This is a genomic window from uncultured Aquitalea sp., assembly GCF_945957525.1.
In the GTDB taxonomy this organism is placed as follows: Bacteria; Pseudomonadota; Gammaproteobacteria; order Burkholderiales; family Chromobacteriaceae; genus Aquitalea.
In genome coordinates this window covers 1-14,701 of sequence record NZ_CAMFLA010000004.1, presented here as the reverse complement: position 1 = coordinate 14,701, position 14,701 = coordinate 1, and the positions used below count along the sequence as shown (strand labels likewise).

Here is a 14,701-nt window from a genome sequence, read left to right as displayed (position 1 = left end):
AAACCATCTATTTTTAATCTGATCTCGCCATATTCATACTGGGTCATTGAAAGGAGAAACCAAGCGATGGAATTGACTAGCCAGCACACATTTGAAAGTGCAAGCAATGCAATTTTAAACTATTTACATGAAACTCTTGGGTTTGGCCTTTGGATGGTTACAAGAGTTGAGGGGAATGATTGGATTGTATTGTCAGTGCAAACTGATAAATATGATGTTTCCCAGGGCACCGTTTTTAAGTGGACAGATTCTTTTTGCTCAAGGATGGTTAAAGGTTATGGCCCAAGAATTGCACCTGACTCGAGTTTGGTGCCATCTTACGCAGAAGCTCCTATCGGCCAACAGGTTCCGATTAGGGCATATATCGGGACACCGTTAATGCAGCGGGATGGATCACTCTTTGGCACTTTGTGTGCCATCGACCCAGATCCGCAACCCGCTGAAATATTGCAATACCAAGACATGATTGAACTCTTGGCCAGTTTGCTTAGCACCATTCTGGCAAATGAGTTGATGATCAACTCAGAACAACGGCGTATTGAAAAGCTGGAGATTGAAGCTCACACAGATGGCATGACCGGATTGTTCAACCGCCGTGCATGGGATTTGCTTTTGATAAAAGAAGAAGAACGAGCACGTCGGTATGGGTCACCTGTGGCTGCCGTGGTTATCGACCTGGATCAACTGAAAGTGGTGAATGACAGCCTTGGACATGATGCGGGTGACCAGCTCATCAGTCGTGCGGCACGTGTGATGCAGGCCTCAATAAGATCATGCGATATTCTTGCCAGATTAGGTGGTGATGAATTCGGCATTATTTTTGTTGAGTGTGATAGCAAGGAAGCTAAAGCTTTAGCGGTCAGGTTGCGCAACAATTTGGCTGCAGAGGGCATCAACGCATCACAAGGTATGGCCATTCGTTCGCCTAAAAGGTCACTCCAGGCTGCATGGAGCCATGCAGATCATCTGATGTTTGAAGAGAAAAGGCAGAAGCGGCAAGCTTAGACTGAAGTCTATCTCGCAACCTCCGGCGCTAAGCCCGCCCAGAAAGCATCCCTGCAACTTTTTTTTTACGAATGACGTTCAAGATGTGCCTGCGGCAAAAGATTCGATTGCCAAAATCGGCACGATGCCATCAATCTATAACAAACAAGAACAAGTAGAAATCAAGACCCACTTCTTTCAAATCTTGCGTTGCCATGTCGTGCCCCGCCTACGGCCTGCGTTGGCGCGTCTTGGTTCAGGGCTCCCATGAGATTCCGTTTGTGGCTCCAAGAAAGGCATCGGCGCTGTCTCTGCCTGACAAACATATACTTAGGAGATGTATCGTCATGTTCGGTTTCAAGAAAAGCAAAGACAGTACCGCTCAGGATGAAGAGCAGTTGCATCAGTTCAAATCCGTACTGGATAACGTCGACAATCTGATCATGCTGGCGGATACCACGCCGGAGAACACCATTTTCTACATGAACCGCACGGCCCGGGAAACATTGAACCGGCACAGGGACATGATGAATCAGAAGTTTCGCGGGGGCGTGGACGTCAACAAGGCTTTCCAGCACTCCATCCATCAGTTCCACCGCGACCCGGAACGCATTCGCCGCATCCTCTCGGATCTGGCCTCGCGCCGCATGGAAAACCATGAAGCTTATATTCCTGTGGGCCAGGTCACTTTCAAAACCAAAGTCTTCCCCGTCTGGAGCGAGCGCGATCCCGGCAAATTGCTGTGCTTCATGGCCAGTTTTCAGGATGTCAGCGCCGAACTGGAAGCCCAATCGCTAAGAGAAGCCAACGATAAAAGACGAGAGTTTCTGGAAGCGCGCATCGACGAGATATCGGTCAATATGCAGGCCATGAGCGCCACCATCGAAATGGTGGCGGTGCGAACTGCCTCGGCGTCGGAGTCCGCGGAGCTGATGCTGAAACGCGCCTTTGAGGGGCGAGACATCGTTCAGACCAACGCAACCGGCATGAAGGACGTCAGCTCTCTGGTGACAGAAACCGCAGACAATCTCACCTCGCTGGGCAAACGCTCGGAAACCATCGGCCAGATCGTCAACGTGATCAAGGACATTGCCGACCAGACCAACCTGCTGGCGCTGAACGCCGCCATCGAAGCCGCACGCGCCGGTGAAATGGGCCGGGGCTTCGCCGTCGTCGCCGACGAGGTGCGCAAGTTGGCCGAACGCACGGCCAAAGCCACGGCGGAAATCGGCGGCATGATTCGCGACATCCAGCAAGAAGTTCAGGTGAACATTACCTCGATGGGCGACGGGCGCGACAAGGTGCGCGACACCGAAGAGGATTTCCAGCGGGCGCAAAACGCCATCGCCGCCATTGTGGAAGAGGTAAATCACATGCGTGATTTCACTTTCGAGATTGCCCACGCCTCAGAAGAACAGGCCGCCACTGCACAAAACATCAGCGACCAACTTCAAGGCATCAGTCAGCGCTGAACCACCGCTCCATTGCACCCCGGCGCAACGTCTAGACAGGATTTTGCATGGTTTCAAACAGTCCCTAAGCCACTATGGTATTTGAAGTACCTAATTAACGTGAGTTAACGGGGGCTGGCGCGATTAAAAAGTATCGTTGCAGTCCTTGTCCTATCCGCTGATGATAGCGTCACTGTGGGCGTTTACGAGCCTGCTTGGGGGCTGCGACTAGGTCGAAAGGCTAACTTGTTTCTGATATGGGTAAGTGACATCATCTTTGGGCTGCATCCAAGGTTGTGTTAGCAAGTTCGATGTTTGGCCGCTCCTGACTGGGGCGGCCTTTTTATTGCTTCAATAACCCGACTCAGTACAAATACGTATTTTGGTGATTTTCCTTGAAGCTAGGCATAGCGCCGTCAATGATGAAAGTGGAACTTCGTTCCCCCTTGGCTTCCCTAGGGGACCATAGCGATCCTCCAAATTCCGCTTCATGCCGCCTACTCAACCAGGCGGCTTTTTTTTACCCAGCTGAAAAGTGCTCCACCAGCAGCTCGAGCAGCCTGGCTTCGGCGACAGGGTCAAGGTTACCTTCGCTATCCACTGGCAGATACTGGCGGGCCGGAATGGTGACCTTAAGTCCTCGACCGGTTTGGCCGCCGAGCTGCTGGATGGCGGCGTAGGCATCCAAGCCATTGCCCCATGGCCCAAATCGAAGCCCAGTAGCCGTGGCATCAAAGCTGAAGGCGGCGCGGCGCAGGTTGCCGGACACCTGCAGGATCCGTTTGGCTCCCAATCGTTTTTCGCCGGCCTTACTCAGCGAGCCGTCTTTCTTGTAGTTCCTGGTACCACCGTGCGTACGGAGATACTGCGTTAAGGTCGCCTTGGCATTGGGTGCCCAAGGCTGGCCACGCCAGTCTACCTGGTCAATAAAATGCTGATCTGTCTCCGCCTTCGCCCATTCAGCAAAGTCCAGCAGCGCCGGCCGCAGATTGCGGCTTTCCTCCAACAGCCTGGTCAACGCATCGCCGATCGCATCGTTGGTGACTTGGATCTGAAACGAGTTATCACTCATAATGAATTAGCCGTGCCGGAATACGTGAAATCGCTGTACGTATTGCAACCCCCGTAGGCCTTCGGGGCGTGCACACGCAGGGGGTGGCGTCCTGCCGGCACGGTTACTTCTCCTTTCATAGAATCCGCTGGTAGAGCTGCGGATTATCCAGATCCCGCAAATCTACATAGCCTAGCGTCAGCAGCGTATTGGTCTGCAATGTAAAACGCTTGCCGGCTGCATCCTTGTCTTTGGTACGGTAGTTGATGTTGATGGCGGCCTTCACATAGCGATTGCCATCCACTGAGGGCCACACCGCCAGATAAACAGGCTCAGGTGCCCCTTGATTGATCTGCTGGTACACCCGGTCCGGTTTCCACATTCCTGTCACGGCCTGCAGTGCATCTTGCAGGCTGATGCGCTTGTCTGCCTTACCGCCAATATCCCTCAGTCCGTGCTTGATTTCATGGTCATTCACGCTGATGACTGCCGTGGCTAGCTCTTCGCCTCGAACCCAGCCAATTGTGCGGACCAGCTCCGGCGACAGCGCGCCGATATTGATCCGGATCTTGGTCGGCTGGTAAGCAGACGGATCCGGATAGATGCGCTTAACCAAGGGCTGCCAGCGCTCCTGGACGACGTTGTCCAGTGCCAGGATGTGCTGAACAGCGCTGTCGATGGCTGCCGCGCCGATAGGGGCTGATGTCGTTGCGGCCTTGTCCAGCAACAGACGGCCAAGGTTGGCTTGACCCGGCGCATAGTCCCAGCCGTAGTCGATGCCGACCGGGACATAACTGGAGCTGCCATCCTCCAGCACGATCTTCCTCGTCTCAATCACTGGAGCCTGATCTGGCCCGCTCTTGCCGTATTTCTCGCGTAACTCTCGCTCGGATACTGCCTGTATGGTGCATTGGCATCCCCACCCGTTCGGTGGGTAATGGGTCTGCCACCACGGGTCGTCGGCACGCAGGATAAGACCGTTCCAGGCAAGATGCTGTGGTCTCGGCCGCAGGACTGAGTCTGAATGGCGGTAGCGCCAGTATGGCCGAACTGACAGCATGTCCGGATCAGTCAACTGCTGGTAACGGCCGGCGGCATAGCTGGTGGTCAGGTTGGTCTGGTAGATGACATTGGTTCTCCAGTTCCGGCCACCGGTATAGTCCCAGCCGTGCTGACTGACGATGCTGTCAAAGTCCCGCCTGAAATCGGCCAACGTACTGCCGCCAGCGACCGCCTTGTCCACCACCTGGCGCAGATCCTCCAGCAAGTCGCCAGCCATGGCACCGGCAACCACAAAGGCGCGGTCGTGCTGTGCCTTCATGATGTCGGTCCAGGCCTCGGTCGGCAGGTTGAGCTTCTGCCTGAAAAAATCCAGCTGTGTCTGCCAAGGCGCCTTGAAGACGGCGCTCAGTGGCGGGGCGTTATCGGCCATTGCTGACCTCATAGCGGCCTGACAGCTCCGCCAGGCTAAACGCGGTATTCATTACCCGCTGCAGCTGGGTGGTCGGCAAGTCGCCAAACCCGTTCACCAGCCACTGCTGGAAGCTCTCCAGATCCGGAGCATCATGCAGTGCCTGTCGTATCGTTTGCAGGATGTTCTGCATCGGGTCGCTGGCTTGCTGAGTCAGTTGTGCAAGGAGCGGGGCCATGGGATCCGTCTGGACGCTACCGTTTGTATTCATGGCGCGGTAGCGATTCATGGCCTGTTGCGTGGCCGGGGTGTCAATCGGTACCAGCAACGGCTCATCGGCCTTGGGTTGCGTCAGCCCAAAGCGCGCATACATGGACTCTTGCCCCAGAGGCAGGCCAGCCCGGACCAAGGTGTCCACCACGCCGGCAAGTGCTGTCAGATCTTCTGGCTTGTTCACCCTGACCCGGATCTTGGGATAGATAGTCTGCGGCCCTTGATTCAGATCCACGATGGGCCGGACGAAGTCCCGTTGCAATGTGCTTTCAAGCTGCTCGACATCCGAGTCGAGGATGTCCTCGCGCACCTCGTTGTGGACCTTGCCCAAGGCATAGGCACCACCGCCATCCGCACCGCCCGTATTGGTCGACAGCGTCTGCCCCAGCACCACCTTGCTGGTCTGCTTGTCGAAGTACTCCGCGAGCCGTGCATAGATATCAACCGAGGCCGTCTTGTTGCCGGCGTCGACAAAGTCGATCTCCATGTTCTTCGGAATCACAGCTGCAGCGTCGGTACCCAGACTACGAAGTGCTGCCAGCAGCACATCAATATCCTGTGGGGTCGCGTTGGCGTCGTACTTACCCACCCGCAGCGGCTGGCCGTAAGCCTCGGCAAATACAACCCAGTCCTTGACCGCATAGTTGCTGAACAGGAAGGCCCACGTGGCCATCCGCGCCAAGCCACCACGAATCAGGACGCCTGACTTGGCTTTGGCCTTATGCACGACAAACTTGAACGGAGTAAGTGGTGTGCCATAGGGGTCAAAGTCCGCGCGCAGGAACAATGTGTCAGGTGCGTCCCGGCGCGTCTGGAGCCAGTAGGGTTGCAGGTAGGACAGACCCTTCGGCATCCACTGTTTCTCGCTAAGATCCCAGTCAATCTCGTGAACCGAGTAGCCCTTGCCGATAGCATCCAGCACGTCGAACAAGGATTCCTTTACGACCGGCAGTGCTTCGCGCACCAGCTCTGCGGCTGCCGTACTGGCCGGATCATCGCCGGCTGGCTCCACAAACAGCTCAAGCCCGACCAGGGCGCGCTTGCGCGTAGTCAGCTCCGAGCCGTAGTGGAGGTACTTTTCTTCCATATCTTCTGCAAGACGGAGATATGCACCAGCATCGCCGTCGACGGCCCTGCGCAGGATGTGACCCAGCATGACCGGATCCAGCCCCTGGGTATGGCTGGCCACGATCTGTCGTACACCAGTCAGCGACGGAGTGGCGATTGTGGTTTTAAGCAGACCCGTGTTAATCGGTTGACCATCCGGCCCTACAATTTGCGCCATGTTTTGCACTCCCTATTCATTACCAAGTACCTCGCCCGAAGCGACTGGAGCCGCTGAAGCCGCTGCGCGGCAGACCGCGATACCCTCGGGTGGCCAGCGGAGCGGCATCAATCACGCGGGCCGCATACACGGCCAAGGCCACCCCAACAGCCACGTCGCCGTGGCGCTTGCCCTTGTCTTCACCGGTAGTGCGGGTATCCGGGATACGCGGCACCCCCTTGATGATCTGCACGGCGCGCATGTCGGCCAGCACATCCTTGTCTTTTGGTAGCCCGTCCAGGTCGCCGTCCTCGAGGGCGGCTTTTACCGGGGGCATGTGTTCGCGGTACCAGCTCTCCGACAGCATCACCTGGTGGATGCGGTCCGCCCCGTAGCGCTGCATGGCTACTTCGGCCAGATATTGGCCATTGCCTCGGGCATCAAATGCGCCACCGGCAAAGCCCGGCAGGTTATCCAGCAAGTGGAAGGTGATTTGCTCTTGCTGGCGGAAGGGCACATTGCGCATTTCCAGGATGAATGGCACGCGCTTGACCAGGTTCTGCATCTCAATCAAGGGGACATGGACCGACAAGTCACCACTGCGGGCAAAGTCCTCACCATCAAAGCTACGCCCCCCCTTGGGCAGCTTATCCAGCTCCGGCTGCAGCACCGAATCAATCCAGTCCTGGCAGTGGCTGGCACGGACATGGTCCGGTTCCAGTTCAAAGCCAGCCGGGCACTCATAGCGCAGTACCGGAGTATCGGCAGACATGCGCTTTTCAATCAGCAGACTGGAGAGCCAGTTACCGCCACTATTCTTGGGGACGCAGCCGTACTCCTCGTCCGCCGACTCGGGGTTCGGGGCATTCTTGTACAGATCAGCCCGCCACTTCGCCTCAGCCTCAGCCGACCACTCCTGGTTGGTGACGTAGCAGATGCGCTTGTACAGGCCATCGGCAATCGCATCGTCCAGCGTGATGCGGTGGATGCTGTAGTCTCGCTTGCCGGCACGGGCTTCCAGGATCAGCTCATTGAACAGATTCTCGACCCCGTTATGGGTGCTGATCAGCCGGACCTTGTTGCCCCACATGGTCAATGCCAGGGCGGCCTTGAGCAGCTCCTCGAGGGATTCATGGAAGGCCGCCTCATCAATCACCACATCACCCTGCAGACCACGCAGATTGGATGGCCGACTGGACAGTGCCTGGATTTTGAAACCCGACTTGGGGAAGCGGATCATGTAGGAGAGGATTTCCTCCTGCTTGCCCTCATCCCAGAATGTCTGCTCGTACACGTCAGCCTTGGCCAGCTCGTTGAAGGCCTTGGCGAACAGCGCGCAGGCGGCGATGTACTCCAGCGCCATCTCTTTCTTGGAGCCGACATAGAAGGTATTGCAGCCCTGGCGACGGCGCGGCCGGGCGGCCTTCACCACGTTGCGGCCGGCTTCTGCCCAGGTCAGACCGGTACGGCGCGACTTCTCAGCGATCATGATCTGAGACTCGTCCTCAAACCAGCGCTGCTGGTAGGGCAGAAAAACTGGCTGCTCGGCTGGAATGGCTTCGGCTACTTCCTGCGGCACCACCACCCCGGCCAGCTCCAGCTCCTCGGCCAGGTTAATTTTGCGCGGGCTGCCCAGGGCTTTTAACGGGGCTTGCTGTACGGGTTCTGTCATCACTCTTTACCCAGCAGGATGCGACGGATGCTGCTTTCCATCTGTTCGCTCATGCCATCCGAGCCACGCAGTTCCTCCAGCTTCTGCTCCTGTTCTGCCAGCAGCGCAGCGCGGGCATTCTGCTCGATGCGTGCTTCCTCTTCCAGACGGAATTTCTTCTGGTTGACACTGGCTCGGCTCAAGGTGGCGATGTTCTTGGCCACCTTGGACAGAATGGCGATCCGGTCTTCATTGGAGATATCCTCGTCACTGGCTTCCTGCAGATTGACGATGGATTCAAACAGCCCGGTCTGCACCATGGCAAGCAAGGCTTCAGAGCGGGTGTCAGTGTCATCCGATGCGCCCTGTGTCAGCAGCTTGGCCGCTTCGGTACTGGCGCGGATCGCAGCAAAGCGGCGTTCGATCTTCTGGCCATAGCGGTGAATAGCCGACTTGCTGATGCTGTAGCCCTTGTCGCGCAGCAGCTCCTCCAGTGCCTGGTAGCCACTGAAATTGCCGTCAACCAGGGACTGGTCCAGCCAGGCGCGCACCTCGGCCGGCAGCATGGAAACGCTGGTGCGTGCGGCCATATCAGTTCCAGTATTTTTCAGGGCGTGCGATACCGGGTTGGCAGTCGATGGTGTACTCGGCCAGGTCCACGCCATAGCGGGTGATATCCGCCCACCAGCGACCGGCAGGCTCTTTGCGTAGCTTTACCATGGCGCGGTCTTCCAGATAGTCCAACTCCTTGCGCACCTCCAGCGGCGATACGTCAGGGTAGATGGCGCGCATGGTTTGCTGGATCACATCCTCGACAACTTCAGTAGGACGGGCGTTGTACACCGCCAGTACCAGGTACCAGCGCAGGCTTTCGCGGCGGATTTTTGCGGCATCGATATTCATTGCTGCAGTCCTTTCAATTGGACGTTTTCGATTTTGAGGGCGAGGCTATCCAGCTTGGCCTCGATCACGGTCTGGTTGCGGACGTAGTCTTCCCGGCGCACGTATTGCAGTGGCAGGTCAGCCTGGAAACGCAGGAAGTCTTTTTCGATGCGTTGCCAGCCATCTGCCTCGCGTCGGTTCTGTTCCATCAACTCGGCAAAGCGCGTGTCCCAGTGGGTGCTGGTAGCATTGTTTGCCTCATCAATGGCTTTGAAGCGCTGGTCGAGACGCTGCTCAATCTGGCCCAGCAATAGCTTGCCGAAGGTGAAAAGCACACTCAGAAAGCCCAGCAGCAAACCGACCAGATGCCAAAAATCAACAGTGACCGTCACCGGCTCCCCCCTCGGCGCTCGATGGCGCTCTGACAATGTGTGCAGCGCAGACCCGGTGCTGCTTGCTGGCGCTCCAGCGGGATTTCGTTGCCACAATCTACGCAGTGCGTAGCTGGCTTACCCCACGGAGCCAGAGCGCGCTGTTCGGCAATCAGGGCCTCTCGCATTTCTAGCTCCAGTGCTTGTGCACGATCAAATGGATCCATCGAACACCTGCGTCGCACGGTCAGCCCAGAACAGGCATTCGGCCAAGCGTTTTGCCGCCTCGGCAGCACAAGCCTTGTCGCCGCCCAGACCTTCGATCTGAGCTAGCAGACGGGTCAGCTCTGCTCCCTTGGTCTCCAGTACGTCCAGCAGATCGCCCTGGTCGTTCTGCACAATCCCCAGATCACTCATGACTGCCTCCATACAAGGTGATGAAGGCATCTACTTGGCTCTCAAGCTTCCGGCACCATTCGCCATAGTCGGCGGCGTGGGCTAAGAGGTCTGCTGGAGGTATCCCGCTGTCGGTGCCGGCGGCTTGGTCTGCTTTTGCAGCATCTCCGGGGTGGGGTGCGGGCAGACCCGAATAACCTGAGTAGCCGAGGTAGGCGGCGTAGAGCCGCAGGCTTGCAGGACCAAGACCAGTCCAGCGAGCACCATCAGTTTGTGCGACATGGGGAATCTCCTTTCGCAGGGTCTTTTGCATTGCGGTCAGCTTTGCGCGCTCTTCCAGCAATGCAGTGCCAACCCGGTTAGCCTGATCCAGCACCGCCTGTTGATCGCGTAACGCGGCATCGCGTTCGGCAATTTTTTCAGCGAGCAGCCCCTGGATGCGGTCTTCATAGCCCTTGACCAGTGATGCTCGCGACTTGGCTTCTGAGGCATAGGCGGCCGCTTCGCCGGCGGCAAATCCGTGCTGGTCCACCTTGTAGAGCACGCCACCAATGGCGGCGCATAGCAGCAGCGCCTTGGCCCAGCTGGGGACAACAAAATCAGTCAGGCTCACTGTTCACCGCCTTTCGGAGTGGTAAGCGCATCGCGAGAGATCGCAGCCCGCTTGCTGGCTTGGGCATGAGTCACCCATGCGGCAAGGTAGAGGCCATACAGCCATTCGGTTGCGCGGCCATGAACCACCTCCCAGACCAAGGCAAAGGTGGTGGCCACCAGAGCGACGGCGATGCAGAACTTGCTCTGCGACAGGCGCTGGGTAACCGGGTTTGTGAGGATGTCAGCGAGTTGCACGACGGCGGTTCCTTCTCTTGGCTGCTGCGCGCCAGGCCTTGGCTACACCGCTAGGTCCGCGATGGCCTACCGGTGATGCCTGGTGTTCAATCATCCGCCAGGGAAATGGTGGAAGATGGTGGGCTGCTTGGGCATGCAGCAACAGGTAAATGAGTGGCCGGTGCATTAGCTGGCCAGGATGTTTTTGGGCTGCGGCTTCATACCTGCAGCCAGCCAGTCCGCGACGGTGAAACCGGGGCAGGTTTTGGCCCACTCGCTGGGTTCGATGGTCCCGTCACCGTTCAGATCCGGGGACAGATCGCGATGGCCAACGATGCGCGCTGCCGGATATTTCTCTTTCAGTGCTTTGACCAGAGAGGTCAGTGCACCCCACTGAGCCGTGGAGTACGCATCGGTGCCGGCCATGCAGATACCGATGGAGTTGGCATTGAAGCCGGCGACATGTGCTCCGACTTCATCCAGCGCACGACCGGTGTTCTTGGTGCCGTCGACGTCTAGGACAAAGTGGTAACCGATGGCTTTGAGCTGGGGGTTATAAGCGGCGATGGCGGCAGGCTGGCGATGAAAGCCGCGCTGGGCATGCCAGCCGTCAATGACTTGCGCGGCCGACGTGTTGGCTGATCCGAGCTGACGGCCATTCGGAGTAGCCGAGCAGTGGATCACAATCAGATTGATGGGGCGGGACACGATGTCTCCTGGTGTGTTGCGTCAGGGGAAATCGTAGGGATTTGAGGTGGGAGGCCAGACTGGGAAAGGGTTCGGTATAAATGATAAGCCCCGCTCGGGGCGGGGCTGTCATCTAATGTTTCTCAGTTCATCTGTCGTTGCTTTTAGGCATGCATCATGCAGCTCGTTGTACTCAGCAAATTTTAGCTTTGCGGCCTTCATTTTTTCATCTGCCTCACTTTCTTGAGACAACGCAATCAGATCAAAAGCTTCTATTACTGAGGGAATGCCGCTTTGCAAGCGCTGCTTTGCCGGTGTCACGCATCCCTTCTCAGGGGTCATTTCGACCAATTTTTGTACATCCCGTAGAGTGGCTGTTACCTTGGGCAGCTCCGATGTATTCGATTTGGTCAGGTTTTGAATTTCCAAGACACTACCTGCTAATTTCATCGAAACCACAGCTTTAGCAAAGTCTGAGTGAAGCTGATTGAGATAAGCGAGTACCCCCTGCAGCTCTATCACTCTCCGCATTTTTTCGGATTCCTGGTGTATTTTGGCAAGGCGTTCACTTTCAGCCTGCTCCTTCTTGAATGCATACTCTTTGTAGCCAATGAAACCACCGATAGCGACTACACCCAAGACAACGCTCACTACAATCAGCTTACCTATTTTCATTGCAATACCCTCTTAGAAGAGGCTGCCCTGCAGCTCATCTGCGACCGGAAGCAGATCATCCGGCCTTTCCAAAATTTTCTCGATACGCCTGTCGCACAGGCCATACTTCGGCACTAAAACATTATTGACAGTGGCATTATGCCCCAACTCGGTACAACTCTTGTCGTAGTCAGCGCGAATGTTCGCATCACGCAGGGCACGCAAGGCCTTGGCGCACTTCGGTACATAAAGTCGAGTATTTCCGAATCTGCGTACCAGCGTGCCGGCAGCATCAACTCCAACCGCCTCCGCCAGCGCGGAAAAGTACTGCCCCTCTGCTCTTGCGGTCTTGGGGATAGGAAAGTGAGTTCCCCCATACGCCTCAACCAACTTCAGAGTCACCGGAAGAGTGAGCAGGTTGACCAACTCTTTAGCGTTATCCGGCAGCAGGTGTGCTGCCCGCACAATCTCGTATTCAGTACGTTTCATGCAGGCCTCCCATTCCGTTTTGCGTCATAGACCAGGGCTACCATCAGGCCGTGCAACTGTTCGTACTCCAGCCACTCCAGCTTTTCGATCTTGTACATACGCTTGGCCATTGCATGTGCGTACGCCCAAGGGCGGTCAGCGGTAGTCAGCTGCGCCTCAATCTTGGCCATGATGGTCTCGCGGGTGTCCTTCGTGCGCGGCCGGCGGCCATGTTTTTGCGCGGGCTTTTGCACAAAGCCCAAGCGCTTCATTTCGGCCAGCACGTCATCCAGTTGCTGCAGAGTCAGTTTGGTGCTGCTGGTTTTGCCATCGGTCAGGCGTGCCAGCATGGCGCGGTAGCTGTCATCAGCCATCTGTAGCTGCTGCTGGGCAATCTTGATCTTGGCGATCATGGCCTTGCGGCGATCAGTCATTTCCTTGGTCTCCGTTGGTCCATGCACTCGCTGAGCGGCCGAGCCGGTTTCAGAGGACGGCGCACCCCGGTACGTTGATCGGGGCCGGCCGCTCACGACTGCATGGGTTAAAACACGTTGCGGAGCCTGTAAGGCAGGCTCGACACCGGGTTCTAAGCGGTGGCTTCTTCGGGTGCGATCTGGATGGAGCCGCAGACCTTGCACAGGTGGTTGATAGCGGAGCGGCCACTTGCCCAGGTCACGTCATAGAGCGTGATGGTCTTGGTCCAGTAGGGTTCTTCAGCACACATTTTTTTGAAGTAGCGCTTGCCTACTGCCTTCTCCATTGCCGCCTTATCTTTCTTTGGGCACGCTGGGCGTACTTGCTTGTTCAGGAATTTCTGTTCGGGATATGCCTCCTTACCCGACACCCACTTACCCTCCCAGCGACCATCCACATATGTGGTCACGCGATATCTCATTCCCTTGTAACGCTTCACGACCAGATCCACTTTATGGCCATCACATAGGAGGCTTACCCGGCCCCACGGGCTAGTCAGCTTGTCGATCAGTTCCTGCTTTTGTTCTTTGGTCAGTTTCATGTTTTCCTCGGCTGCTCATCAGTACCAGGCAACCACGCCTGGCAGACCGCCTCTCGGCGGTTTCGCACTGGTTACTCCAGCGCGTCTTTCAGCGCCTTGGTAGGGCTGAATGCAGCCACCCGTTTAGCTGCGATCTGGATCGTTTCGCCGGTCTGCGGGTTACGGCCAGCACGCGCTGCCTTTTCCTTCACTACCAATTTGCCGAGACCTGGTAGCATTACGTCCTCTCCGGCCTTTAGGCTCACGGTGGCTACATCGCTCAAAGAGTCTAGGAATGCAGAGACGTCTGCCTTGCTTACTGCGCGGTCGTAGCGGATTTTCATGGCTTCAGTGATGCTGTCGATCAGTTCTTGCTTGGTCATGCTTTGCTCCTTGAGCAGGTAAAAAATCGAATGCTTTGGAATGTTTCTGGTTCTGAGGTTGCGGATTAGAAGTTTCCAGTTGCCAACGATTGGCTGACCCATGTCAGCAATCCATCGGCTTGCCTGGCTGGCTATAAATCACGCCATTGCTCCCGCGCCGGCCATTGCTCTTGCCACGCCATGCCAGAAACTTGTCCAGCGCTTCAGCGGCCTCACGCTGATTTGCCGCCTCGGGTACACCTGGCACCAGCAACTGGTCGCGCTCCCAGCCATGCCGGGCGGCAGCTAACAACTCGCCCTTCAGGAAGGCCTTGGGGCCGCGCGCGATGATGATCCCCCCCTCGGGCACCTGCTCCTCGGTGCCCATCTCAATCAGCCCAGATGCCCAGCACCAGGCTACTTGCGGCGTCATGTCGTAGTAGCTTTTGCAGCCACAACGCGGGCAAACCCTGGAGTGACCAAGCTCAGATGGCAGTGCAATGCGCTCTGATTGTTGGTGCTTGTTTCGGCACCGGGTGCATTGCACGAGAATGTCGTTACGGTCGGCCATCTCACACCCCCGCAATATCAAGAGAGATCGGCCGATACTGGTCGGTGTCGCCGATACGCTCGTACACGCGGATGTAGCTCTTGGAGCACTGCACCCGAACCGAGTCAGATAGGGCCGCCATGGCGCGCTGCCACTTCTCGTCCTGAATATCCAGGCGGCGCAGGGACAGGATGCGGCCGGTGCTGATCTTGCCTTCCTTGTCCACATTGAAGGCATCATTGATCAGGGCGCGGATCTCGCTGCGGGCACCTTCGGTCCACTCATGCACGCATTCATCAATCAGGGCCTTTGCAGCCTGCAGGCCTTCATCAAAGGTCAGCGTGTCAGACACGGCCCGCTTGATCATGTAGCGGCCATCAAAGGTTGTCAGAGTGGTATTGCCCTTGGCCCCGCCCACCTTGGC

The 14,701-nt window shown here is 56.9% G+C and carries 21 protein-coding genes and 1 other RNA gene; 2 read left to right on the top strand and 20 right to left on the bottom strand.

The features are described from left to right. The first annotated feature begins 66 nt into the window (after nt 1-66). Both Q0P52_RS04890 and Q0P52_RS04885 read left to right on the top strand, forming a co-directional pair. A complete protein-coding gene (locus Q0P52_RS04890) occupies nt 67-1,005 on the top strand; it encodes a sensor domain-containing diguanylate cyclase (RefSeq protein ID WP_293765820.1) in 939 nt (312 codons plus the stop codon). A 326-nt stretch (nt 1,006-1,331) separates the two neighbouring features. Then, entirely contained in the window at nt 1,332-2,456 is a 1,125-nt protein-coding gene (locus Q0P52_RS04885; protein WP_293765821.1) for a methyl-accepting chemotaxis protein, read from the top strand. Nucleotides 2,457-2,955: 499 nt separating this feature from the next. Here Q0P52_RS04885 and Q0P52_RS04880 read toward each other — a convergent pair whose 3' ends face one another. From Q0P52_RS04880 to Q0P52_RS04790, 20 genes are all read right to left on the bottom strand, one after another. Next, complete coding sequence (locus tag Q0P52_RS04880; protein WP_293765822.1) at nt 2,956-3,507, bottom strand: phage virion morphogenesis protein; 552 nt, start codon at nt 3,505-3,507, stop codon at nt 2,956-2,958. 115 nt (nt 3,508-3,622) lie between these two features. After that, nucleotides 3,623-4,918 (bottom strand): phage minor head protein, encoded by a 1,296-nt coding sequence (locus tag Q0P52_RS04875; protein ID WP_293765823.1) that lies wholly within the window; start codon nt 4,916-4,918, stop codon nt 3,623-3,625. Further along, nucleotides 4,908-6,455, bottom strand: coding sequence for a DUF935 domain-containing protein (locus Q0P52_RS04870; protein WP_293765824.1), 1,548 nt, complete (start codon nt 6,453-6,455; stop codon nt 4,908-4,910). The genes Q0P52_RS04875 and Q0P52_RS04870 overlap by 11 nt, the downstream gene beginning before the upstream one ends. Before the next feature lie 19 nt (nt 6,456-6,474). Next, nucleotides 6,475-8,106 carry a hypothetical protein gene (locus tag Q0P52_RS04865; protein WP_293765825.1) on the bottom strand — a complete coding sequence of 544 codons (1,632 nt, stop codon included), beginning with the start codon at nt 8,104-8,106 and terminating at the stop codon, nt 6,475-6,477. Continuing rightward, nucleotides 8,106-8,675 carry a DUF3486 family protein gene (locus Q0P52_RS04860; RefSeq protein ID WP_293765826.1) on the bottom strand — a complete coding sequence of 190 codons (570 nt, stop codon included), beginning with the start codon at nt 8,673-8,675 and terminating at the stop codon, nt 8,106-8,108. Before Q0P52_RS04860 ends, Q0P52_RS04865 begins: the two co-directional genes overlap by 1 nt. Nucleotide 8,676: 1 nt before the next feature. Then, nucleotides 8,677-8,988, bottom strand: a complete 312-nt coding sequence (locus Q0P52_RS04855) for a hypothetical protein (RefSeq protein WP_293765827.1) — start codon at nt 8,986-8,988, stop codon at nt 8,677-8,679. Next, nucleotides 8,985-9,359, bottom strand: coding sequence for a hypothetical protein (locus tag Q0P52_RS04850; RefSeq protein ID WP_293765828.1), 375 nt, complete (start codon nt 9,357-9,359; stop codon nt 8,985-8,987). The genes Q0P52_RS04855 and Q0P52_RS04850 overlap by 4 nt, the downstream gene beginning before the upstream one ends. Beyond that, on the bottom strand, nt 9,356-9,526 hold the full coding sequence (locus tag Q0P52_RS19335; RefSeq protein ID WP_366061826.1) for a TraR/DksA C4-type zinc finger protein: 171 nt from the start codon (nt 9,524-9,526) through the stop codon (nt 9,356-9,358). The genes Q0P52_RS04850 and Q0P52_RS19335 overlap by 4 nt, the downstream gene beginning before the upstream one ends. 25 nt (nt 9,527-9,551) lie before the next feature. Further along, on the bottom strand, nt 9,552-9,755 hold the full coding sequence (locus Q0P52_RS04845) for a hypothetical protein (protein WP_293765829.1): 204 nt from the start codon (nt 9,753-9,755) through the stop codon (nt 9,552-9,554). Beyond that, on the bottom strand, nt 9,748-10,347 hold the full coding sequence (locus tag Q0P52_RS04840) for a hypothetical protein (RefSeq protein ID WP_293765830.1): 600 nt from the start codon (nt 10,345-10,347) through the stop codon (nt 9,748-9,750). The genes Q0P52_RS04845 and Q0P52_RS04840 overlap by 8 nt, the downstream gene beginning before the upstream one ends. Continuing rightward, on the bottom strand, nt 10,344-10,583 hold the full coding sequence (locus Q0P52_RS04835; RefSeq protein WP_293765831.1) for a hypothetical protein: 240 nt from the start codon (nt 10,581-10,583) through the stop codon (nt 10,344-10,346). Before Q0P52_RS04835 ends, Q0P52_RS04840 begins: the two co-directional genes overlap by 4 nt. Nucleotides 10,584-10,748: 165 nt before the next feature. Continuing rightward, on the bottom strand, nt 10,749-11,270 hold the full coding sequence (locus Q0P52_RS04830) for an N-acetylmuramoyl-L-alanine amidase (RefSeq protein WP_293765832.1): 522 nt from the start codon (nt 11,268-11,270) through the stop codon (nt 10,749-10,751). Nucleotides 11,271-11,378: 108 nt separating this feature from the next. After that, entirely contained in the window at nt 11,379-11,924 is a 546-nt protein-coding gene (locus tag Q0P52_RS04825) for a hypothetical protein (RefSeq protein ID WP_293765833.1), read from the bottom strand. 12 nt (nt 11,925-11,936) lie between these two features. Beyond that, a complete protein-coding gene (locus Q0P52_RS04820) occupies nt 11,937-12,392 on the bottom strand; it encodes a Mor transcription activator family protein (RefSeq protein ID WP_293765834.1) in 456 nt (151 codons plus the stop codon). Further along, nucleotides 12,389-12,805 carry a regulatory protein GemA gene (locus Q0P52_RS04815; protein WP_293813671.1) on the bottom strand — a complete coding sequence of 139 codons (417 nt, stop codon included), beginning with the start codon at nt 12,803-12,805 and terminating at the stop codon, nt 12,389-12,391. The genes Q0P52_RS04820 and Q0P52_RS04815 overlap by 4 nt, the downstream gene beginning before the upstream one ends. Before the next feature lie 152 nt (nt 12,806-12,957). Further along, on the bottom strand, nt 12,958-13,386 hold the full coding sequence (locus Q0P52_RS04810) for a hypothetical protein (RefSeq protein WP_293813670.1): 429 nt from the start codon (nt 13,384-13,386) through the stop codon (nt 12,958-12,960). Between the two features lie 5 nt (nt 13,387-13,391). Next, nucleotides 13,392-13,454: hammerhead ribozyme type II (locus tag Q0P52_RS04805), an RNA gene on the bottom strand. Nucleotides 13,455-13,457: 3 nt separating this feature from the next. Then, nucleotides 13,458-13,850: an HU family DNA-binding protein gene (locus Q0P52_RS04800; RefSeq protein ID WP_293813662.1), complete on the bottom strand. Its 393-nt coding sequence runs from the start codon at nt 13,848-13,850 to the stop codon at nt 13,458-13,460. A 1-nt stretch (nt 13,851) separates the two neighbouring features. Next, complete coding sequence (locus Q0P52_RS04795) at nt 13,852-14,298, bottom strand: hypothetical protein (protein ID WP_293813669.1); 447 nt, start codon at nt 14,296-14,298, stop codon at nt 13,852-13,854. Between the two features lies 1 nt (nt 14,299). Further along, on the bottom strand, nt 14,300-14,701 hold a 402-nt coding region (locus Q0P52_RS04790; protein ID WP_293813668.1), incomplete at its 5' end, for a DUF3164 family protein.